Annotated in this window: 23 protein-coding genes and 1 riboswitch; of the genes, 2 read left to right on the top strand and 21 right to left on the bottom strand. The window is 69.8% G+C overall.

The genetic code is table 11. The features are described 5' to 3' along the window. Positions 1–32 precede the first annotated feature (32 nt). From G6N48_RS21620 to G6N48_RS21610, 3 genes are all read right to left on the bottom strand, one after another. Entirely contained in the window at positions 33–512 is a 480-nt protein-coding gene (locus G6N48_RS21620; RefSeq protein ID WP_085270372.1) for an NADH-quinone oxidoreductase subunit B family protein, read from the bottom strand. A gap of 5 nt (positions 513–517) precedes the next feature. Beyond that, entirely contained in the window at positions 518–850 is a 333-nt protein-coding gene (locus G6N48_RS21615) for a lsr2/espR transcriptional regulator (RefSeq protein WP_085270371.1), read from the bottom strand. Between the two features lie 100 nt (positions 851–950). Beyond that, positions 951–1,721 (bottom strand): alpha/beta fold hydrolase, encoded by a 771-nt coding sequence (locus tag G6N48_RS21610; RefSeq protein WP_085270370.1) that lies wholly within the window; start codon positions 1,719–1,721, stop codon positions 951–953. Positions 1,722–1,784: 63 nt separating this feature from the next. Between G6N48_RS21610 and mhuD the strand changes: the two genes are divergently transcribed. Next, on the top strand, positions 1,785–2,096 hold the full coding sequence (gene mhuD, locus G6N48_RS21605) for a mycobilin-forming heme oxygenase MhuD (protein WP_085270369.1): 312 nt from the start codon (positions 1,785–1,787) through the stop codon (positions 2,094–2,096). Then, positions 2,080–3,444 carry a Cpe/LpqF family protein gene (locus G6N48_RS21600; RefSeq protein WP_085270368.1) on the top strand — a complete coding sequence of 455 codons (1,365 nt, stop codon included), beginning with the start codon at positions 2,080–2,082 and terminating at the stop codon, positions 3,442–3,444. Before mhuD ends, G6N48_RS21600 begins: the two co-directional genes overlap by 17 nt. A gap of 3 nt (positions 3,445–3,447) precedes the next feature. Here the strand turns inward: G6N48_RS21600 and G6N48_RS21595 are convergent, their stop codons facing one another. From G6N48_RS21595 to ftsH, 18 genes are all read right to left on the bottom strand, one after another. Further along, the gene (locus G6N48_RS21595) at positions 3,448–3,990 is read right to left on the bottom strand and encodes a histidine phosphatase family protein (RefSeq protein WP_085270367.1); all 543 of its coding nucleotides are present in this window, start codon (positions 3,988–3,990) and stop codon (positions 3,448–3,450) included. Then, on the bottom strand, positions 3,987–4,778 hold the full coding sequence (locus tag G6N48_RS21590; RefSeq protein ID WP_085270366.1) for a CbtA family protein: 792 nt from the start codon (positions 4,776–4,778) through the stop codon (positions 3,987–3,989). The genes G6N48_RS21595 and G6N48_RS21590 overlap by 4 nt, the downstream gene beginning before the upstream one ends. A gap of 4 nt (positions 4,779–4,782) precedes the next feature. Next, positions 4,783–4,953: a CbtB domain-containing protein gene (locus G6N48_RS21585; protein ID WP_428841982.1), complete on the bottom strand. Its 171-nt coding sequence runs from the start codon at positions 4,951–4,953 to the stop codon at positions 4,783–4,785. Then, positions 4,932–5,139, bottom strand: a riboswitch (cobalamin riboswitch). (Overlaps the previous gene by 22 nt.) Then, the gene (locus tag G6N48_RS21580; protein ID WP_085270364.1) at positions 5,133–5,504 is read right to left on the bottom strand and encodes a YbjQ family protein; all 372 of its coding nucleotides are present in this window, start codon (positions 5,502–5,504) and stop codon (positions 5,133–5,135) included. It overlaps the preceding riboswitch by 7 nt. A gap of 73 nt (positions 5,505–5,577) precedes the next feature. Beyond that, complete coding sequence (gene clpC1 / locus G6N48_RS21575; RefSeq protein WP_085270363.1) at positions 5,578–8,112, bottom strand: ATP-dependent protease ATP-binding subunit ClpC; 2,535 nt, start codon at positions 8,110–8,112, stop codon at positions 5,578–5,580. Between the two features lie 299 nt (positions 8,113–8,411). Then, entirely contained in the window at positions 8,412–8,750 is a 339-nt protein-coding gene (gene lsr2, locus G6N48_RS21570) for a histone-like nucleoid-structuring protein Lsr2 (protein ID WP_085270362.1), read from the bottom strand. 127 nt (positions 8,751–8,877) lie between these two features. Further along, complete coding sequence (gene lysS / locus G6N48_RS21565; protein WP_085270361.1) at positions 8,878–10,395, bottom strand: lysine--tRNA ligase; 1,518 nt, start codon at positions 10,393–10,395, stop codon at positions 8,878–8,880. Positions 10,396–10,457: 62 nt separating this feature from the next. Then, positions 10,458–11,273 carry a type III pantothenate kinase gene (locus G6N48_RS21560; RefSeq protein ID WP_085270360.1) on the bottom strand — a complete coding sequence of 272 codons (816 nt, stop codon included), beginning with the start codon at positions 11,271–11,273 and terminating at the stop codon, positions 10,458–10,460. A 2-nt stretch (positions 11,274–11,275) separates the two neighbouring features. Continuing rightward, a complete protein-coding gene (panD, locus tag G6N48_RS21555) occupies positions 11,276–11,695 on the bottom strand; it encodes an aspartate 1-decarboxylase (RefSeq protein WP_085270359.1) in 420 nt (139 codons plus the stop codon). Then, positions 11,695–12,642, bottom strand: coding sequence for a pantoate--beta-alanine ligase (gene panC / locus G6N48_RS21550; RefSeq protein WP_085270358.1), 948 nt, complete (start codon positions 12,640–12,642; stop codon positions 11,695–11,697). Before panC ends, panD begins: the two co-directional genes overlap by 1 nt. Positions 12,643–12,644: 2 nt before the next feature. Beyond that, positions 12,645–13,556: a Rossmann-like and DUF2520 domain-containing protein gene (locus tag G6N48_RS21545; RefSeq protein WP_085270357.1), complete on the bottom strand. Its 912-nt coding sequence runs from the start codon at positions 13,554–13,556 to the stop codon at positions 12,645–12,647. Between the two features lie 116 nt (positions 13,557–13,672). After that, entirely contained in the window at positions 13,673–15,028 is a 1,356-nt protein-coding gene (locus G6N48_RS21540; protein WP_163670899.1) for a DUF6779 domain-containing protein, read from the bottom strand. A 135-nt stretch (positions 15,029–15,163) separates the two neighbouring features. Continuing rightward, the gene (locus G6N48_RS21535) at positions 15,164–15,643 is read right to left on the bottom strand and encodes a DUF3180 domain-containing protein (protein WP_085267365.1); all 480 of its coding nucleotides are present in this window, start codon (positions 15,641–15,643) and stop codon (positions 15,164–15,166) included. Beyond that, positions 15,643–16,200: a 2-amino-4-hydroxy-6-hydroxymethyldihydropteridine diphosphokinase gene (gene folK, locus G6N48_RS21530; protein WP_085267364.1), complete on the bottom strand. Its 558-nt coding sequence runs from the start codon at positions 16,198–16,200 to the stop codon at positions 15,643–15,645. Before folK ends, G6N48_RS21535 begins: the two co-directional genes overlap by 1 nt. After that, positions 16,197–16,598, bottom strand: a complete 402-nt coding sequence (folB, locus tag G6N48_RS21525) for a dihydroneopterin aldolase (RefSeq protein ID WP_085267363.1) — start codon at positions 16,596–16,598, stop codon at positions 16,197–16,199. Before folB ends, folK begins: the two co-directional genes overlap by 4 nt. After that, positions 16,591–17,445 (bottom strand): dihydropteroate synthase, encoded by an 855-nt coding sequence (gene folP / locus G6N48_RS21520; protein ID WP_139825589.1) that lies wholly within the window; start codon positions 17,443–17,445, stop codon positions 16,591–16,593. The genes folB and folP overlap by 8 nt, the downstream gene beginning before the upstream one ends. After that, entirely contained in the window at positions 17,442–18,044 is a 603-nt protein-coding gene (gene folE, locus G6N48_RS21515) for a GTP cyclohydrolase I FolE (protein ID WP_085267362.1), read from the bottom strand. The genes folP and folE overlap by 4 nt, the downstream gene beginning before the upstream one ends. A 15-nt stretch (positions 18,045–18,059) precedes the next feature. After that, entirely contained in the window at positions 18,060–20,441 is a 2,382-nt protein-coding gene (gene ftsH, locus G6N48_RS21510) for an ATP-dependent zinc metalloprotease FtsH (RefSeq protein ID WP_085267361.1), read from the bottom strand. Positions 20,442–20,682: the final 241 nt, after the last annotated feature.

Here is a 20,682-nt window from a genome sequence, read left to right as displayed (position 1 = left end):
AACGGGTGCCGCGTTGGTCACCAGCTCGGCGGTCACTTACCCGTCACCGATCGCAACGCGGCGACGATCTCACCCGGCGTCGGGGGGCACCCGGGAATTTCCAGATCGACGGGCACCACCTCGCTCACCGCGCCGACCACGCCATAGGCATCTCCGAAGACCCCTCGGTTCAGCGCGCAGTCCCCGCAGGCGATCACCCGCCGCGGTAGCGGGGTGGCGTCAATCGTGTTGCGCAGCGGGCCGAGCATGTTGTGTGTCACGACGCCGGTCACCAGCAGCGCATCCGCATGGCGCGGTGAGGCCACCAGCCGCGCACCGAATCTCTCGGCGTCATACACCGGTCCGAAAACGCCCGAAATCTCGACCTCGCATCCGTTGCACGAACCAGCGTCGACATGCCGGATCTGCAGCGAACCACGCACTCCCGCGGGTGGTTTCATGGCCTGCTCCGGTACGGGTGTCGCGCGTTCGACGATTCGACCGGTCCTGAAGGCTTTGCCTATCCAGCCCATCGCCGCTACTCCGCGCCGGCGCGCAGGTGTTCCAAGACCGCCACGCGGTCGCTGAGCACCCCGGTGAGAACCTTGCGCGCCACCATCAGCAGTTCGGCGATGTCGGAGGAGGCGATCGAATAGATCATCGTGTTGCCGTCCCGCTGCGCCTCGACCACTCCGGCCCGGCGGAGCACGCCGAGCTGTTGGGACAGATTCGACGATTCCAGCCCGACCTCGGGCAAGAGTTCGGCAACGGACTTGTCCCCAGTCACGAGCAGCTCCAGAATCCTGACCCGCGCCGGATGCCCCAGCGTCTTGAAGAACTCCGCCTTGACCTGGTAAAGCGGCTCAGACACCCGGGATCCTCCTGAAGGCTGCACGAATTCTTGGCTTGAACGATTGAAGAATTTATCATATCGTGCTCGTGCGTGCCCCGGCGGCCCCGAACCGTGACATTCAGCAGCTCGGGTTCGGCACCGACAGGAATGATTCGACCGCCCGGCGGTAGGCGTCCGGCGCTTCGTCGTGAACCAAGTGACCGGTGTCGGGAACACGCAAATATGTTGCGGCCGGGTTTGTTTCGGCCATTTCCCGCATCTGCCCCGGCGGGGTGACCGAGTTGCCGGCCTCGATGAGCAGCGCCCGGGCGCCCACCGCATGCCACTGGTCCCAGTAGTCGCGGGTGCCCCATTCGGCGGCGATCTCGATCCACCGCCCGGGCTGACCGTGCAGGCGCCACCCGGTGGCGGTGCGGTCGAAGGCCTCCAGAAAATACTGCCCGGCGACCGGGCCGAACTCGTCGAGAACCTGTTCGGCGGAACCGAATTCGACGGGCAGGGCGTGCAGCCACGGTTCCCATGGACCGGTGGTGCGACCGCGAAAATCCGGGGCCATGTCCTCGAGCACCAGCGCGGTGACCAGGTCGGGACGCTGCGCGGCCAGGCACCACGCGTGCAGGGCGCCCATCGAATGCCCGACGAGCCTTGCCGGGGCCGCCAGCGTGGCCACCGCGCCGGCCAGGTCGGCGACGAACCGCTCGGTGCCGATCGGGTGGGGGTCGTCGACGTCGCGCCCCCGGTGCCACAACGCGTCGTAGGTGTACACCGTACCCAGCCGGGTCAGCCAGGGCAGCTGACGCGACCAGGTGGTGCCCCGGCCCATCAGGCCGTGCAGCAGCACCAACGGCTCGCCGCGCCCGCCCTGGCACGTCAGAAGTTCGCTGGGCATCCCACCATCCTGCTCGGACCGCCCTCGATCGGAAGGGCCCGGGCGAAGGGGTAGCCTAGCGCCATGCCGCCGGTGGTGAAGATCAACGCAATCGAAGTGCCCGCAGAGGCTGGCCCGGAACTGGAAAAACGGTTCTCGCACCGCGCTCACGCCGTGGAGAACCAGCCCGGCTTTCTCGGCTTCCAGCTGCTGCGTCCGATCAAGGGCGAGGACCGCTACTTCGTGGTGACGCGCTGGGAGTCCGAGGAGGCGTTCCAGGCGTGGGCCTCCGGCCCCGCGATCGAGGCCCACGCCGGACACCGGGCCAACCCGGTGGCGACGGGGGCGTCGTTGCTGGAATTCGAGGTTGTGCTCGACGTTGCCGGGAGCAAGTAAGCAAGCGGGCAGGCGCTCGGCCCGTCACCGCGCCGTTGCGTTGAGCGCCGCCGCCGCACTCGTGGTGAGCTTCGCCCCGGCCTGCGCGTCCGCCCCTTCCCCCCAGGCCAAGGCGGCGAACCCGGGGCGGGCCATCGACACCCGCACGCCGCCGGGGCTGCGGGCCCAGCAGACCCTGGACATGCTGAACTCGGACTGGCCCATCGGCCCGGTCGGGGTCGGCACCCTGGCCGCGCCCGAGCAGGTCGACTCGGTGCAGACCACCATGGAGTCGCTCTGGTGGGACCGCCCGTTCACCCTGGCCGGCGTCGACATCAGCGCGAGTGTGGCCACGCTGCACCTGGTCTCGTCTTACGGCGCGCGCCAAGACATCCGGATCCACACCGACGACCAGGGCCGGGTCGACCGGTTCGGCCTGGAGACCCGCGCACCGACGATCAGCTCGTGGCAGGACGTCGACACGGTCCTGACCAGGACCGGCGCCCGCTACTCCTACCAGGTCGCCAAGGTCGACGACGGTCGCTGCGACCGCGTGGCCGGCACCAACACCGGCGAATCCCTGCCGCTGGCATCGATCTTCAAGTTGTACGTGCTGCACGCCCTCGCGGGCGCGATCAGAAACGGGACCGTCTCCTGGGACGACCAGTTGACCGTCACCGACAAGAGCCGCGCGGTGGGCTCCTCCGGCCTCGATGTGACTCCCGGAGCGCATGTTTCGGTGCGCACGGCCGCCGAGAAGATGATCGCCACCAGCGACAACATGGCGACCGACCTGCTGATCGGGCGGTTGGGCCCGCCGGCGATCGTGCAGGCGCTCGTGACCGCTGGCCACCACGATCCGGGCAGCATGACGCCCTTCCCCACCATGTACGAGTTGTTCTCCGTCGGCTGGGGCAAACCGGACCTGCGCAGCCAGTGGGCGAACGGGTCGCCGCAGGTGCGCGCCCGGCTACTGGAGCAGGCGAACTCGACACCCTACGAACCCGATCCGACCCGCGCCCACTCGCCGGCGTCCTCGTACGGCGCGGAGTGGTACGGCAACGCCGAGGACATCTGCAAGGTCCACGTTGCGCTGCAGGCCGACGCGGTCGGCGCCGCGGCGCCGGTCAGACAGATTCTCTCGGCAGTTTCCGGCATCCAGCTGGACCGCAAGGTCTGGCCCTACATCGGCGCCAAAGCCGGTGGCCTGCCGGGTGATCTGACGTTCAGCTGGTACGCCGTCGACAAGACGCAGCAGCCGTGGGTGGTCAGCTTCCAGCTGAACTGGCCGCGCGATCACGGGCCGACCGTGACCGGCTGGATGCTGCAGGTCGCCAGGCAGGTCTTCGCGCTGATCGCGCCCCGGTAGCCGTCACAGCCGCAGCGTCCAGCCGCCCCGCCGGTGGTGCATGGTGACGTGACTCGCCGGTGCGACGTCCATGCGCCAGAACGACTCCGCGGGCATGCGCAGGGCGTGCAGGACCGCGGCGCGGATGACCGCCGGGTGAGTGACGGCGACCGTGCGCGACGGGTCACCCGTCAACAGCTCAAGCCAGTCCGCCACCCGCGCAACGAGGTCGGCGATGGACTCACCGCCGTGCGGCGCCTGGCGGGGGTCGGTCAGCCACGTGCGCAGCGCCTCGGGGGGCACGCCTTGCGTCGGCTTGCCGCGCCATCGGCGGCAGTCCAGGTCTGCAAGCCGCGGCTCGATCGCCGGGCGCAGACCGAGCAGCTCGGCGGTCTGCCTGGCACGAAGCTCGGGCGCGCAGAGCGGCCGCCCATCGCCGCGGAGGTCGAGGCGACCGGTCTGACGGCGGCCGAAGTCGTTGAGCGGCTCGTCATCGGGAAAGCAGCCCGCCGCCATTGCGGGGGTCATGGCGTGCGCCACCAGGGTCAGGCGCAGGACCTCACTCACGCCCCGGCGCCCGGCGTCCCGCCGCCGTGCACCCGCGGCCGCAGCAGCCGGCCGGCGAGCGTCGCGAAGACCACACCGATGCTCACCCACAGCACGAGCTGGGTGGCCAGCGATACCAGCCTGAATTCGTAGAGCACGTCGGCCGGGAACCCCGGGTAGACGATCGCGCCCGCCGCGTCGCGCATCGGCGCGGGCGTCTCGTCGACCCCGGGCAGCAGCAGCATCACCACGGCGACCGCCGCGAGATAGGCCCCCGCCGCCAGCACGGCCGAATTCCAGCCACCGAGCCGGCTCGCGAGCGTCCCCGCCAGCCGGACGGCGGCGATGGCCAGCAGCACCGAGGCCAGGACCATCACCACATACCAGCCGGTGCGCTCTTCGATCGTGTCCGCCTGACCCACCGCCGGCGGATTCGGCGGGTACTTCACGAACGGCACCAGGTACGCCGCGGCGAATGCCGCGGCGGCCAGCAGGACCGAAAGAAGGCGTGGCTCCACGGTTTTGACGCGCGCGGACACCACACAGAACAGCACCGCGAAGAGTGCGCCCACGGCGACGCCGAAGATCAGGACGCCGAACCCCAGCCCGGGGTTGGCCTGCACCCCGCGGCTGAACAACTCGGCCCCGTGCGCGTGCACCCCGTGCGCGTCCTCGACGTCGGCCCGGCCGTCCTCGTAGGCGATCGCGCGCCCGATGACGGGTTCGGCGCACAGCCGGGCGAACAGGAACGCCGGCACCGCGCCGGCGGCGCCCGCCAGGAGGCCGCGCGCTATCAGCGGCTTCTCCACGCGGTCAGTGGCAGGGGAAGCCGAGCAGGTGGCGCGCGTCGTGGACGAACTCGTGCACGTGGGAGTCGTTGCCGAACAGCGACACCGCGCCCTGGTCGATGCCAACGAAGTACAGCGCCAGCAGTGCCAGGAAGACGGTCGCCGCCAGCCACAGCGCCGAGCTTGCCGCCGACAGGTCTACCGGCCGGGTGCGGCCCGCGGTCTTGAGGGGATTGGTCACGGTCGACTCCTTCTGGGGATTGCGCGGCCCCATGGGGGATGACGAGCTCAGGTCTGACTTTGACAGTGGCGCGACCGTTCTGGAATTTCACCAGGATTCCGTTACCCGTCGATAACGAACGTCAGTGTAAACCCCTACGCGGGGCCGCTGTAGCGCAGCTGGCTCGCGGTGTATTTCGCGGCGTCGGTGACCGGGGTCGCCTGGACGGCCGTCCCGTACGCGCAGATCTCGGTCCACACGTCGCCGATGTCGGTGGTGTCGAACCGCATCGCGACAACCGCGTTGGCGCCGCGATTGCGGGCCTCGACCATCAGCCGGTCCACGGCCTCGTTGCGGCCGTCGGCGAGATTCTGGGTCATGTCCTGCAATTCGCCGCCGAAGATCGACCGGATGTTGGCGCCCAGCTGCGAAAGCGCGTTTCGCGAGCGCACCGCCAGCCCGAACACCTCGCCGTACACCCGGCGGATCTCCCACCCCGGAAGATCGTTGGTGGTGACGATCAGCACGAGCGGAACCCCCTGAACACAGCGAAACGGGCGGCCAGTCCGTCAAAGACTAGCCGCCCGTTTCGGGTAACCCCTATTGCGTGTCCGGGGCGGCGTGCGCTCCGGCTTTGGCCAGGTCCGGCTCGTTCGGCGGCTTGCGGGTGCCGGTGAAGGTGAACACCGCATCCTCGCCCGAACCCTCGCCGTCCCAGTTGTCGACGTCGACCGTGACGACCTGTCCGGGCCCGACTTCCTCGAAGAGGATCTTCTCGGACAGCTGGTCCTCGATCTCGCGCTGGATGGTCCGCCGCAGCGGGCGGGCGCCCAACACCGGGTCGAAGCCGCGCTTGGCCAGCAACGACTTCGCCTTGTCGGTCAGCTCCAGGGCCATGTCCTTGCCCTTGAGCTGGTTGGCGACCCGGCCGATCATGAGGTCGACCATCTGGATGATCTCGTCCTTGGTCAGCTGGTGGAAGACGATGATGTCGTCGATGCGGTTGAGGAACTCCGGCCGGAAGTGCTTCTTGAGCTCGTCGTTGACCTTCTGCTTCATCCGCTCGTAGTTGTTCTCACCGCCGCCCTGGGTGAAGCCCAGTCCCACCGGCTTGGAGATGTCGCCGGTGCCGAGGTTGGACGTGAAGATCAGCACGGTGTTCTTGAAGTCGACCGTGCGGCCCTGGCCGTCGGTCAGGCGGCCGTCCTCGAGCACCTGCAACAGGCTGTTGTAGATCTCCTGGTGCGCCTTCTCGATCTCGTCGAACAGCACCACCGAGAACGGCTTGCGCCGCACCTTCTCGGTGAGCTGGCCGCCCTCCTCGTAGCCGACATACCCCGGCGGGGCGCCGAACAGCCGCGACGCGGTGAACCGGTCGTGGAACTCGCCCATGTCGATCTGGATGAGCGCGTCGTCGTCGCCGAACAGGAAGTTCGCCAGCGCCTTGGACAGCTCGGTCTTACCGACACCGGACGGGCCGGCGAAGATGAACGAGCCCGACGGCCGCTTGGGGTCCTTCAACCCGGCGCGGGTGCGGCGGATCGCCTTGGAGACGGCCTTGACGGCGTCCTCCTGGCCGATGATCCGCTTGTGCAGCTCGTCCTCCATGCGCAGCAGGCGGGTGGTCTCGGCCTCGGTGAGCTTGAACACCGGGATGCCGGTCCAGTTGCCCAGCACCTCGGCGATCTGCTCGTCGTCGACCTCGGCGACCACGTCGAGGTCGCCGGAGCGCCACTGCTTCTCCCGCTCGGCCCGCTGGCCCACCAGCTGCTTCTCGCGATCACGCAGGCTGGCGGCCTTCTCGAAGTCCTGGGCGTCGATCGCCGATTCCTTCTCCCGGCGCGCCTCGGCGATCTTCTCGTCGAACTCGCGCAGGTCCGGCGGAGCGGTCATGCGGCGGATCCGCATCCGGGCGCCGGCCTCGTCGATCAGGTCGATCGCCTTGTCCGGCAGGTACCGGTCGTTGATGTAGCGGTCGGCCAGCGTGGCGGCGGCCACCATCGCCGAGTCGGTGATCGACACCCGGTGGTGCGCCTCGTAGCGGTCGCGCAGACCCTTGAGGATCTCGATGGTGTGCTCCACCGTCGGCTCCCCGACCTGCACCGGCTGGAAGCGGCGCTCCAGGGCGGCGTCCTTCTCGATGTACTTGCGGTACTCGTCGAGCGTGGTGGCGCCGATGGTCTGCAGCTCGCCGCGGGCCAGCTTCGGCTTGAGGATCGACGCGGCGTCGATCGCGCCCTCGGCGGCGCCCGCCCCGACCAGCGTGTGCAGCTCGTCGATGAACAGGATGATGTCGCCGCGGGTGTTGATCTCCTTGAGCACCTTCTTCAGGCGTTCCTCGAAGTCACCGCGGTAGCGCGAGCCCGCGACCAGCGAGCCGAGGTCCAGGGTGTAGAGCTGCTTGTCCTTCAGCGTCTCGGGCACCTGGCCGTGCACGATCGCCTGGGCCAGGCCCTCGACCACCGCCGTCTTTCCGACGCCGGGCTCGCCGATCAGCACCGGGTTGTTCTTGGTGCGCCGGCTCAGCACCTGCATCACCCGCTCGATTTCCTTCTCGCGGCCGATGACGGGATCGAGCTTGCCCTCCATCGCGGCGGCCGTGAGGTTGCGGCCGAACTGGTCGAGCACCAGCGACGTGGACGGCGAGCCGGACTCGCCACCCCGGCCCCCGGTGCCGGCCTCGGCGGCCTCCTTGCCCTGGTAGCCGGACAGCAGCTGGATGACCTGCTGGCGCACCCGGGTCAGCTCGGCGCCGAGCTTGACCAGCACCTGCGCGGCGACGCCCTCGCCCTCGCGGATCAGACCCAGCAGGATGTGCTCGGTGCCGATGTAGTTGTGGCCGAGTTGCAGCGCCTCGCGCAGGCTCAGCTCGAGGACCTTCTTGGCACGCGGCGTGAACGGGATGTGGCCCGACGGCGCCTGCTGGCCCTGGCCGATGATCTCCTCGACCTGGCTGCGGACGCCCTCGAGCGAGATGCCCAGCGACTCCAGCGACTTCGCCGCGACGCCCTCGCCCTCGTGAATCAGACCCAACAGGATGTGCTCGGTGCCGATGTAGTTGTGGTTGAGCATCCGGGCCTCTTCTTGCGCCAGGACGACGACCCTGCGGGCACGGTCGGTAAATCTTTCGAACATCGGTGCTTACCTGCTCTCCCTCACCATCGGTACAACCTCGTTACCGGTCCAGTGGTGCCGGCACTGCGTACCTGCCATCCACTGTAATGGTCGGCCTGCCAGGGGGCCTAACCTTGCGACCCCCCGGCCACAACTGTCGATGACTGCCCATGACATGGCCGTACCTCGAGCAACGAGGCAACGCGCCAATTCGTTTCCTCGGCCACCACTTTTCTTCGGGCATAAGTTTCGCCACCAGTGAACCCGCTGAACCGCGAAGCGCCCGGGCCGCCGGGCCCGGGCGCTTTTCGAGCGCTTCGTCAGGTCGCGGCGTGGAACGCGTCGATGACGTCGGCGGGGATGCGTCCACGGGTGGACACGTTGTGACCGTTGCGGCGAGCCCATTCCCGGATCGCGGCGCTCTGCTCGCGGTCGATCGCGCCACGCCCGCGCCCGGAAGCCGCGCGCCCCCGCCGACGGCCGCCGACGCGACGACCGGCCGCGACCCACTGCTTCAAATCGTTGCGCAGTTTTGCCGCATTCTTGGACGAAAGGTCAATCTCATACGTCACCCCGTCAAGCCCGAATTCGACCGTTTCGTCGGCTGCGCCGGCACCGTCGAAATCATCGACCAGAGTGACGGTCACTTTTTTCGCCATTTGCTTACCCTCGCGTTTCGTCCTGAGCAGTTGCTGAGCAGATTGGACTGACCTCCCCGGACCCTCAATCTGCCATAACTACGCAGCATACTCAATCCGCACACGCGGCGCAGAGTTCACCGTTTGTTCAGTGCGGCCGAACAATCGGGAACAAAACGGTCTCGCGAATTGAGAGGCCGGTCAAAGACATCAACAGGCGATCGATACCCATTCCGGTCCCGGTGCACGGCGGCATCGCATACTCGAGCGCGGCCAGAAAGTCCTCGTCGAGCACCATGGCCTCGTCATCGCCGGCGGCCGCCGCGCGCGCTTGCGCCTCGAATCGTTCGCGCTGCACGATCGGGTCATTCAATTCCGAATAGCCGGTCGCCAGTTCGACGCCGCGCACGTAAAGGTCCCACTTCTCGGTGACGCCGGGGATGCTGCGGTGCTGTCGCGTCAAAGGTGTTGTCTCGACCGGGAAATCCCTGACGAAGGTGGGGGCGGCCAACGTGTTGCCCACCGTGTGCTCCCACAGTTCCTCGACCACTTTGCCGTGGCCGAACCCCTTGTGCTCGGGGATCTCAACCCCGAGGCGGTCGGCAATGGCCAGCAGGCGATCGAGCGTGGTGTCCGGCGTGATCTCCTCACCGAGGGCCGCCGACAACGACGGGTACATTTGTATCGACGCCCATTCTCCGTCTATGTCATACACACTGCCGTCGGGCAGCGGCAGTTGTCTGGTTCCGATCGCCTCGTCGGCGACCTCTTGAATAATCTCGCGAGTGACGACTGCCGAATCGTCATAGGTTCCGTAGGCCTGGTAGGTCTCCAGCATGGAAAATTCCGGAGAATGCGTGGAATCGGCCCCTTCGTTTCGGAACACCCGATTTAGCTCGAAGACCTTGTCGAAACCACCGACGACGCAGCGCTTGAGGAACAGTTCCGGCGCGATGCGCAGGTAGAGATCGATGTCCAGCGCATTGGAATGCGTGATGAAGGGACGGGCCGCGGCGCCGCCGGCCAGCGTCTGCAACATCGGCGTCTCGACTTCGAGGAACCCGCGTCGTTCCAGCGCGTTGCGGATCGCGCGGATCACCGCGATTCGCTGCCGGGCTATCGTGCGGGCCTGCGGGCGCACGATCAGGTCCACGTAGCGCTGCCGGACCCGCGACTCTTCGCTCATGTCCTTGTGCGCGACGGGCAGCGGCCGCAGCGACTTGGACGCCATCCGCCAGGTGTCGGCGAGCACGGACAATTCGCCGCGCCGCGAGCTGATCACAGTGCCGTGGACGTAGACGATGTCACCGAGGTCGACGTCGGCCTTCCACGCGTCCAGCGCCTCGCGGCCCACCTTGTCGAGGCTGATCATCACCTGCAGCGTGGCGCCGTCGCCCTCCTGCAGCGTGGCGAAGCACAGTTTTCCGGAGTTGCGCGCGAAGATGACCCGGCCGGCGACGCCCACGACGTCGTCGGTGGCGGTGTCGACCGGCAGATCGGGGTGTTCGGCGCGCACCTGGGCCAGGGTGTGGGTGCGCTCGACGGCCACCGGATATGGATCGATGCCCTCCGAAAGCAGGCGTGCCCGCTTGTCCCGGCGGATCCGGAACTGCTCGGGCAGGTCCGAATCTGCGGTCGGCGGCGCTTCCGGGGGCTCAGATGTCACGACGTGCCAGCTTAAATGACCTGATGTGACCGCCGGTCGCGGGCATCGCGCGGATTGTGCGGTCAGCGGGCCGTCTTGAGCCGTCCGCGCTGGGCTTCCCGGTTGCGCTCGAAGACCAGTTGCAGGCCGTGCAGGGTCAGGTGCTTGTCGTAATGGGCGTCGGTGCGCAGCTCGGGCAGCAGCAGGGGCGCGGTGTGCCCGGTGGCCACCACCGCGACGTCGTGCCCGCAGAATCCGTCGACGTCCGCACGGATGCGGCCCACCAGGCCGTCAACCAGTCCGGCGAACCCGAACACCGCACCCGCCTGCATGCACTCGACGGTGTTCTTGCCGACCACCGACCGGGGCCGGGACAGCTCCACCCGCCGCAGCGCCGCGGAGCGGGCCGCGGCGGCGTCCGAGGAGACCTGCACCCCGGGAGCGATCGCGCCGCCGAGGAACTCCCCTTTGGCCGACACCACGTCCACGCAGATCGAGGATCCGAAGTCGATGACGATCGAGGCGCTCTTGAAGCGGTGGAACGCCGCCAGGCAGTTGACGATCCGGTCGGCTCCCACCTCCTTCGGGTTGTCGACGAGCAGCGGGATGCCCGTCCGGACGCCGGGCTCGATCAGCACGTGCGGCACCGACGGCCAGTACTGGTCCAGCATGACCCGCACCTCGTGTAGCACCGACGGGACGGTGGACAGCGCGACGGCGCCCGTCAACCGCTCGGAGTCGTCACCGATCAGACCGTCGATGGTGAGCGCCAGCTCGTCGGCAGTGACCTCGGACTCGGTACGAATCCGCCAGTGCTGCACAACCTTCGCGTGCTCTTTCGTTCCGGAGAGCAACCCCACGACGGTGTGGGTGTTGCGGACGTCGATGGCCAGCAGCACGGCTACCGCACAACGATCCGGGGATCAAGCAGGTCGGCTGCGTCAGCGGGCACGAACGCGGGGTCGCAACCCAGGTCGACCGGCTTGTTGCCGGAGTCGACGAACACGATCCGGGGCTCGTACGCGCGCGCCTCCGCCTCTTCCATGGTCCCGTAGGCGATGAGGATGACCAGATCGCCGGGGTGGACGAGATGCGCTGCCGCGCCGTTGATTCCGATGACTCCGCTGCCGCGCTCGCCGGTGATGGCGTAGGTGACCAGCCGCGCGCCGTTGTCGATGTCGACGATGGTCACCTGCTCGCCCTCGAGCAGGTCCGCGGCCTCCATCAGGTCGGCGTCGATGGTCACCGAACCGACGTAGTGCAGGTCGGCCTGGGTGACGGTGGCCCGATGGATCTTCGACTTGAGCATGGTCCGAAACATCAATTCCTCCAAGGTGTTTGGGCTTGGTTTGCGTCCGTCCGGCCCGGGCGCCCTGAGCCCGCTGGTGCCGGCGAAGTTCCGATCTCGACAGCGATGTTGTCCAACAGTCGGGTCCCGCCCAGCCGGACGGCGACCAGCAGGCGACCGGGTCTGTCGGCCCGCAGCGGGCCGAGTTCGGGGTCGCGCAGTTCCAGGTAGTCGACCGTGAGGCCGGGCGCGGCGTCGAGCACCGCGCGCGCCGCATCCAGCGCGGCCTGCGCGCCGTTGTGCGCGGCATGCGCCCCGGCGCTCAACGCCGCCGACACCGCGACGGCCGCCTCCCGCTGCGCCGGGTTCAGGTAGCGGTTGCGCGACGACATCGCCAGCCCGTCGGCCTCCCGGATCGTCGGCACGCCGACGACGGTGACGTCCAGGTTCAGGTCGGCCGCCATCTGGCGGATCAGGACCAGTTGCTGATAGTCCTTCTCGCCGAAGAAAACCCGGTCCGGGCGCACGATCTGCAGCAGCTTGCAGACCACCGTCAGCACGCCGGCGAAGTGCGTGGGCCGGACCCCGCCCTCGAGCCCGGCGGCCACCGGGCCGGGCTGCACGGTGGTGCGCAGGCCGTCGGGATACATCGCCGACGCCGTCGGTGCGAACACGATCTCGACATCCTCGCCGCGCAGCAGCGCCAGGTCGTCGTCGAGGGTCCTCGGGTAGGCGTCGAGGTCCTCGCCGGCACCGAACTGCAGCGGGTTGACGAAGATCGAGACCACCACCACCGAACCGGGCACCCGCTTGGCGGCACGCACCAGGGCCAGGTGCCCGTCGTGCAGCGCGCCCATGGTGGGCACCAGCATCACCCGTCGGCCGGTGTGCCGCAGCGCGCGGGTGACGTCGGAGACGTCGCGGGGTCGCCGGTAGACGTTGAGCTCACCCGCCGCGAACGCGGACGGCTTGGCCTGCATGCTCACGGCGACAGCACCTCGACGACGGCGCTGGGTGCGTGGGCGCGCTGCGCGGTGCGCAGGGCGATCACCCGGTATGCCTGGGCCAGCTGCGGATCGGCCCCGGCCAGCGCGGCCAGGTGCCCGGCGACCGCGGCCGCGTCACCGCGCGCGACCGGGCCGGTCAGCGCCGCCTGCCCGCGCTGCAGGGTGTTGTCCAGCGCCGCCCGGGCCAGGGGCCCGACGATGCGCTCGGCGATGCCGCCCGGCTGATCGTCGACGCACTGCTGGCCGAGCAGTTCGCTGCCGCACAGCGCCGCCCGCAGCGCCTCGAGCGCGTCGGCGACCACGGTCACGATGTGGTTGCCCGCGTGCGCCAGGGCGGCGTGGTAGAGGACCCGGGCCTCCTCGCGCACACAGAACGGCTCCCCACCCATCTCCAGCACCAGCGACTGGCCGATCGCGTACCCGACGTCGTCGGCCGCGGTGATGCCGAAGCAGGTGTCCGGCAGCCGTGCGATGTCCTCGTCGGAGCCGGTGAAGGTCATTGCGGGGTGAATGGCCAGCGGTATGCAGCCGCCCTGGGCCAGCGGCGCCAGGACGCCGACCCCGTTCGCGCCGGACGTGTGCGCCACGATCGTGCCGGGCCGCACCGCCGCCGTCGCCGCCAGCCCCGACACCAGCCCGCCGAGTTCGCTGTCGGGCACCGCCAGCAGCAGCAGCTCGGAACTCGCGGCGACGTCCGGCGGCGAAGCCACCGGGGTGTCGGGCAGCCGGCGCTGCGCACGCTGCCGGGACGCACGGGAGATGGCGCTGCACGCGACCACGACGTGGTCGGCGCGCTCCAGCGCGACACCGAGCGCGGTGCCCACCCGGCCGGCCGAGATGATTCCCACCTTGAGCCGGGCCGGGCGCAAACCGTCGAACTGCACCATCGCAGACGACCTCACATCGATCTTGTTTCGTTCCGGTCCCGAGCCCCGGGTACCGGACGGTCACCAAGACTTTAATCGATGCAACGCGCCGGACCCAATGTGACGGAGGTTTCGGCTCAGCCGTCACGGCGGCGGCGCCGGCCGCCTTCGGACGGCTGGACCTGGAAGCGGGCCAGCAGGTCGGCCACCGACTGGCCACCACTCGGCGGGCCGTCCGGCGAGCCGTTCAACTCGTCGCCGGCGTCCGCGCCGCGGTGCCGGGCCGCCTGCTCGGGCGTCGGGGGTGCAGCCATCTGCGGCGGCGGGGTCTCGGCCGGCGGCGTCGGGACCGGCGGCGGGGGCGGCGGCGGCGGGGTCGCGGGGGCGGGGGCCTGGGGCGTTGGTCCCGCCGCCTCGTCAGCCGCCGAGAAGTTGCGGACGCCGTAGTCGCGGTAGTCCGCCGAATGCCGCGACCGGGACCGGCGGCCGGCCTCCTCGTATGGTCGCCGGGGCATCGGCTCCGCCGCCGGCGGGCCCTCCGGGGGTTCGTCCGGGCCGTAGTGGCGGGCTCGCCGGCCGCTCTGCGCGGCATCGGCGGCCGGGGCGGGTTCCGGAGCGACCCGGTTGCTGCCCGCCGCGCCGGGCGGCAACCACTGGCCGTCCGCGGCCGCCGGCTGCCACTCCTGCGCCTGGGCCGGCCACGACGGCTGGGGCTCCGACCTGGGGGGCGGGGGCTGACGAGGGGGGTGATGCGGCTCCGGCTCGCGCGGGGCAGCGGCGTAGGCCGGCTCCTGCGCGACCGGCTGCGCGGGTTCCGGCGGACCCTCGTACCGGTACGGGCCGCGCTCGCGCCGCGGCTGCCGGGGCGGCAGCAACGGCTCCTCGGGCACGTCGATGATCGCGGTCTCGTCGGCCCGGTCGCGCGGGACCGCCGTCACCCGATCGCTGGACACCCAATCAACGGGCGTGTCACGGTGGCGCTCGCCGTTGCGGTCCCACTCGCTGTAGGCGCGCTCGCGTGGCGCCTCGGTCTCGGGCGTCTCGAGGGCCGGGCGCTGCGCGAGGTCGGTGTCGAACAGGATCTCCAGGCTGGTGCGCAGCGCGTTGAGCTCCGCGCGCAGCGTCGCCAGGTCGTCGGCGGCCTGGGCCCGCAGCTCGGAGGCCAGCTCGCGGCGCAGCTGGGATTCCACGGTCAGCTCGTACTCGCGACGCGCCGCTATTTCGCGGTCCAGCTGCAGGTCGTAGACCAGCTTGAGGTCACGCGCGCGCGACTGGTCCGCGTCACTTTGGCGGCGGTAGAGCACCGACACGAAGGCGCCGCACACCGCGGCCCACAGCGCCAGGATCACAGCGAGCTTGAGAAGCTCCACCCGGTTGGTGAAAACGAGTGCGGAACTGGCGCCTATCGCCAGGACCAGCAACACCGTCAAGAGCACCCACCCCGGCCTGCGGCCGCCGCGCCGGACCCGGGCGCCGCGGGACAGAACGGTCATGGCCTGACTGTACCTGCGCGAGCTCGTTCCGCATGTTGCGCTACTCCGGCGATTCTCACCTGGGTTAATGCGCGAGTCACCTGCCCGGCCTACACTCGTCGGGCCGTTTCGCGGTCCGCATCGCAATCGGGGGAATCAGGTTTCGGCACCCTCACCGCGCTCGGCCGGGTCCTGCGGCGGCGACTTGCAGGCGTGCTGCAACCACATCGCGGCGAGGACCAGCGCCAGGGCGCTGCCGGCCGCGACCACCGTGCCGGCGGTGTCCTCGGCGGCGGCGCGCAGCCATGACCGCCTCGGCATGAAATACACCAGCACCCCGACCCACCAGCCCAGGACCAGGGCGCCCACCCAGGCCGACGCCTTGGCGACCACCAGGCTGCGCGCCACCGCGAGCGGGTGCAGCCACCCCCGGCCGAAGCCGATCTCGCCGTCGTTGATCTTGGCCCGGACGTAACGGGCCCACAGCGCCTCGCCGACGGCCACGGCCAGCAGCGAGAGCCCGGTCCACACGGTGATCGGCGGGAACCACCGGTACAGGCCGTTCACCAGGAGATAGCCGATCACCGCGGCGCCCACGACCGCGGCCGTCAGGTCGCGTTTCCTGGTGGGCCCCATCAGCTGCCCGATTCCCGATCGACCCCTTCGGGAGCGCCCGACGGCGCGAGTGCCAGCCCGCTGGGCCGCACCCCTTCCCGGTCGGCCGGCTCCAGCTCGGCCAGCAGTCGCGCGACGGGCTGCGGGCCCCCCGCGACCGTCAGCTTCGCCTCCGGTTCGATGTCCAGCCACGGCACCATCACGAAGGCGCGCAGGTGGGCCAGCGGATGCGGGAGCGTCAGGTTGTTCTCCCGGGAGATCACCTCGGCCCCCTCGCCCTGATAGCAGGCGATGACGTCGACGTCGAGGCTGCGCGGGCCCCACCGCTCGCCGCGCACCCGCCCCGCCGCCTGTTCGAACTGCTGTGCCCGCCGCAACCAGCCCTGGCCGTCGCAGTCGGGGTCGTCGGCGATCAGCACCGCGTTGAGGAACGGCGCCTGATCCACCCGGCCCCAGGGGTCGGTCTCGTACACCGGCGACACCGCGACCACGCAATCACCGAGCCCGTCGACGACCGACTGCAACCGCGCCAGCCGGTCGCCCAGGTTGGACCCGATCGACAGCACGACGCGGCTCACAGGGCCCTACCCGCCGGGACAACCGAGCCGCGACCGCCGCGCCGCGACCGCCGCACCACCACCGCGACGTCGGCGAACCGCTGCTCGATGGGGGCCTGCGGCTTGTGCACCACCACCTCGACGGCGTGCACCCGCTGGTCGTCCATCACCCGGTCGGCGATCCGGCCGCCGACCGCTTCGATCAGGTTGCACGGCTCGCCGGCCACGACGTCCGCGGCCAGCTTCGCCAGCGCGCCGTAGTCGTAGGTGTCGGTCAGGTCGTCGCTGGCCGCGGCATCGGCCAGATCGATCCACACGGTGACGTCGACGACGAAGTCCTGTCCGTTGGCGCGCTCGTGGTCGAAAACCCCGTGCCGCCCGCGAACGGTCAGCCCGCGCAATTCGATTCGATCAGCCATCGTCTCCAGCCGGTTCCGTGTGAGTCAGCGTGTCGGTCCAAGCCCCGACGACCTTGAGGGCATCGACCGTGGCGCGCACGTCGTGCACGCGCACACCCCAGGCCCCGTGCAGGGCCGCCAGCGCGGACACCACGGCGGTCGCCGTCTCACGGCCGTCGGGCGGTCGCGGCGACCCGTCGGGCCCGGCCAACAACCTACCGAGGAACCGTTTGCGCGACGCACCGAGGAGGACCGGGACACCGGTGGCGACCAACTGCGGCAGCGCCCGCAGCAGCGCCCAATTGTCCTGACCCGTCTTGGCGAAGCCCAGCCCCGGGTCGATCAGCAGCTTGGCCGGGTCGACGCCGGCGGCCACCGCGTCTTCGACGCCGGCCAGCAACTCGGCGCGCACCTCGGCGACCACGTCGCGGTAGGGCGGCGGCGCGTGCGGACGGTCCGGCGACACCGATCGCCAGTGCATCAGCACCCAGGGCACACCGGCATCGGCCAGCAGCGGAGCCATGGCGGGATCAGCTCTGCCGCCGGAGACGTCGTTGACGATCTGCGCACCGTTCTGCAGCGCCGCCGCCGCGACGTCCGCGTGCATGGTGTCGATGCTGACGGTGACGCCTTGCGCCGCAAGCTCTTTGACGACGGGAACCACCCGGGAAGTCTCCGTGCGGGCGTCGATGCGCACCGCGCCGGGCCGCGTCGACTCCCCGCCCACGTCGACGATGGCCGCCCCCTCGGCAACCAGTGCCAGGCCGTGCGCGACGGCGTCATCGGCATCGAGGTAGCGCCCGCCGTCGGAGAACGAATCGTCAGTGACGTTCAGGACTCCCATCACCTGCACGGGCGCCGGGCTCACTTGCGCAGTATCAGGTCGAGCGCTTCGGCTCGAGAGGCGGCACTCGTCTTGAACTGGCCGCGCACCGCCGACGTCGTGGTGACGGCGCCGGGCTTGCGGACGCCGCGCATCGCCATGCACAGATGCTCGGCCTCGATCACCACGATCACCCCGCGCGGGTCGAGCTTGCTCACCAGCGCGTCGGCGATCTGGCTCGTCAACCGCTCCTGCACCTGCGGCCGCTTGGCGTACAGGTCGACCAGCCGGGCGATCTTCGACAGGCCCGTCACCCTGCCGTCGCTGCCGGGGATGTATCCGACGTGGGCGACGCCGTGGAACGACACCAGGTGGTGCTCGCAGGTGGAGTACAACGGGATTTCCTTGACCAGCACCAGTTCGTCGTGCTCCTCGTCGAACATGGTGTTCAGCACGGCGGCGGGGTCGGTGTAGAGCCCGGCGAAGATCTCCCGGTAGGCGCGAGCGACGCGGGCCGGGGTCTCCTTCAGGCCGTGCCGGTCCGGGTCTTCGCCGATCGCGTACAGCAACTCACGGACGGCAGCCTCGGCCCGGGGTTGGTCGAAGACCCGGGTCTCCGGATCCACGATGTCCGGTAACGCCATCGGATTCTCCGTTCGTCAGCCGTGCGCCGGAGGGTTGGACCGGCTCACGTCATCGCCCTGCTGGTCGGGAGACCGTCCGCTGTCCGGGTGCGGTCGCGCAGGCGGCGGATAGGGCGCATACGGCGGGTACGGCGAATGCTGCGAGTTCTGTGGGTGCTGCGAATGCTGCGGATGCCCCTGCCCGGGGTAGCTCGGGGCCGGTTGCGGCCAGTAGGGCTGCTGCGGCTGATGGGGCTGCGGCGCGGGCGGATGCCAGTAACCCTGTTGCTGCGGAGGCCAGCCCGGCGCCCGCCAGCCCGCCGGGGCGCCGTAGTCGGGCTGGGTGGGGCCCTGCTGGTCGCCGGCCTCGTGACCGCCGCGGGAACCGTTGCCGCCGTTGGCGTTTCGCTCGGCCTCAGCGCGGGCAGCCTCGGCCGCCTCGCTGGCCCGGGCGATCGCCGCTTTGAACGCCGGCTCCGGGACGGGCGGCGGCCAGGGCTCGCCGCGCTCCATGGCCAGCTCGCCGGGCGTCTTGATCGGCGGTTTGTCCGACGGGATGCGGCCGCCGAAGTCATCGAACATCGTGAGCCGGGGACGCTTCTCGACCCCGGAGAAGATGCCCTCCAGCTCGGGGCGGTGCAGGGTCTCCTTCTCCAGCAGCTGACCGGCCAGCGTGTCGAGCACGTCGCGATATTCGGTGAGGATCTCCCACGCCTCGGTGTGGGCGGCCTCGATCAGCTTGCGGACCTCGTCGTCGATGTCGCGGGCCACCTCGTGGGAGTAGTCGGCCTGGTTTCCCATGGTCCTGCCCAGGAACGGATCGCCGTGCTCGGAGCCGTATTTGACCGCCCCCAGCTTGGAGCTCATCCCGAACTCGGTGACCATCGCGCGCGCGATCTTGGTGGCCTGCTCGATGTCGGAGACCGCGCCCGTGGTGGGCTCGCGGAATACCAGTTCCTCGGCGGCACGCCCGCCCATGGCGAACACCAGCTGGGCCACCATCTCCGAACGGGTGCGCAGGCCCTTGTCCTCCTCCGGCACCGCCACCGCGTGCCCGCCGGTGCGTCCCCGCGCCAGGATGGTCACCTTGTAGATCGGCTCGATGTCGGGCATCGCCCACGCGGCCAGGGTGTGCCCGCCCTCGTGGTAGGCGGTGATCTTCTTCTCCTGCTCGCTGATGATGCGGCCCTTGCGGCGCGGGCCGCCGATCACCCGGTCCACCGCCTCCTCCAGCGCGGCGCTGGTGACCACCGTGCCGTTCTCCCGGGCGGTCAGCAGCGCCGCCTCGTTGATGACGTTGGCCAGATCGGCGCCGGTCATGCCGACGGTGCGCTTGGCCAGCCCGTCGAGGTCGGCGTCCGGCGCGATGGGCTTGCCCTTCGCGTGCACCCGCAGCACCGCGCGGCGCCCCGCCAGGTCGGGATTGGACACCGGAATCTGCCGGTCGAACCGGCCGGGCCGCAGCAGCGCCGGGTCCAGGATGTCCGGGCGGTTGGTGGCCGCGATCAGGATGACGCCGGCCCGCGGGTCGAAGCCGTCCATCTCGACCAGCAACTGGTTGAGCGTCTGCTCGCGCTCGTCGTGACCGCCGCCGAGGCCGGCGCCGCGCTGCCGGCCCACCGCGTCGATCTCGTCGACGAAGATGATGCAGGGATTGTTCTGCTTTGCCTGGTCGAACAGGTCGCGAACGCGCGACGCGCCGACGCCGACGAACATCTCGACGAAGTCGGAACCGGAGATGGTGAAGAACGGGACCCCCGCCTCGCCGGCGACGGCGCGGGCCAGCAGCGTCTTGCCGGTCCCGGGCGGGCCGTAGAGCAGCACGCCCTTGGGGATCTTGGCGCCCAGCGCCTGATACCGGCCCGGGTTCTGCAGGAAGTCCTTGATCTCGTAGAGCTCCTCGACGGCCTCGTCGACGCCGGCGACGTCGGCGAACGTGGTCTTGGGCATGTCCTTGGAGAGTTGCTTGGCGCGCGACTTGCCGAACCCGAAGCCCATCCGGGCGCCGCCCTGCATGCGGGAGAACATCACGAACAAGCCGACCAGCAGCAACAACGGCAGCACGTAGACCAGCAGCTCGCCCAGGATGCTGCCCTGGTTGACGACGGTGCTGACCTTCGCGTTCTTGGCGGTGAGCGCATTGAAAAGGTCCACCGCGTACCCGCTCGGGTACTTGGTGATGACCTTGTCGGAGTTGTCGGTGTCGTTGTTGGGCTTCTTCAGCGTCAACCGCAGCTGCTGCTCGCGATCGTCGATCTGCGCGTTCTTGACGTTGTCGCTGTTGATCTGCGACACCGCCACCGACGTGTCGACGGGCTTATAGCCGCGGGTGTCGTCGCTGAAATAGAAGAACGACCAACCGAGCAGCACCACGACGGCAATCGCCATGACGGTGCGGATAACGTTTTTCCGGTTCATCAATCATCGGCCTTCGCGGCCAGGTCCTTCCCCGATGTACACGCAGCTCGAAAAGTCCAGGTTACCGCTCGCGGCAATCGCCAGCCCCGGCAGCGCCGGGGCGCAGCGGGTTGCCGCCATCGCTGTCGCGGCAATCGCCAGCCCCGGCAGCGCCGGGGCGCAGCGGGTTGCCGCCATCGCTGTCGCGGCAATCGCCAGCCCCGGCAGCGCCGGGGCGCAGCGGGTTGCCGCCATCCTCCTC

This window comes from Mycobacterium parmense, from assembly GCF_010730575.1.
GTDB lineage: Bacteria > Actinomycetota > Actinomycetes > Mycobacteriales > Mycobacteriaceae > Mycobacterium > Mycobacterium parmense.
The sequence above is the reverse complement of the archived record's forward strand: the minus strand, read 5'-3'. Positions and strand labels throughout refer to the sequence as shown.

Bases quoted from the DNA above. Each gene is read 5' to 3' on its own strand.
- G6N48_RS21620 (WP_085270372.1), bottom strand. From the start codon at position 512: ATGGGCTGGATAGGCAAAGCCTTCAGGACCGGTCGAATCGTCGAACGC.
- G6N48_RS21610 (WP_085270370.1), bottom strand. From the start codon at position 1,721: ATGCCCAGCGAACTTCTGACGTGCCAGGGCGGGCGCGGCGAGCCGTTG.
- mhuD (WP_085270369.1), top strand. From the start codon at position 1,785: ATGCCGCCGGTGGTGAAGATCAACGCAATCGAAGTGCCCGCAGAGGCT.
- clpC1 (WP_085270363.1), bottom strand. From the start codon at position 8,112: ATGTTCGAAAGATTTACCGACCGTGCCCGCAGGGTCGTCGTCCTGGCG.
- lsr2 (WP_085270362.1), bottom strand. From the start codon at position 8,750: ATGGCGAAAAAAGTGACCGTCACTCTGGTCGATGATTTCGACGGTGCC.
- panD (WP_085270359.1), bottom strand. From the start codon at position 11,695: ATGTTTCGGACCATGCTCAAGTCGAAGATCCATCGGGCCACCGTCACC.
- panC (WP_085270358.1), bottom strand. From the start codon at position 12,642: ATGCAGGCCAAGCCGTCCGCGTTCGCGGCGGGTGAGCTCAACGTCTAC.
- G6N48_RS21545 (WP_085270357.1), bottom strand. From the start codon at position 13,556: ATGGTGCAGTTCGACGGTTTGCGCCCGGCCCGGCTCAAGGTGGGAATC.
- G6N48_RS21540 (WP_163670899.1), bottom strand. From the start codon at position 15,028: ATGACCGTTCTGTCCCGCGGCGCCCGGGTCCGGCGCGGCGGCCGCAGG.
- G6N48_RS21535 (WP_085267365.1), bottom strand. From the start codon at position 15,643: ATGGGGCCCACCAGGAAACGCGACCTGACGGCCGCGGTCGTGGGCGCC.
- folB (WP_085267363.1), bottom strand. From the start codon at position 16,598: ATGGCTGATCGAATCGAATTGCGCGGGCTGACCGTTCGCGGGCGGCAC.
- folE (WP_085267362.1), bottom strand. From the start codon at position 18,044: ATGGCGTTACCGGACATCGTGGATCCGGAGACCCGGGTCTTCGACCAA.
- ftsH (WP_085267361.1), bottom strand. From the start codon at position 20,441: ATGAACCGGAAAAACGTTATCCGCACCGTCATGGCGATTGCCGTCGTG.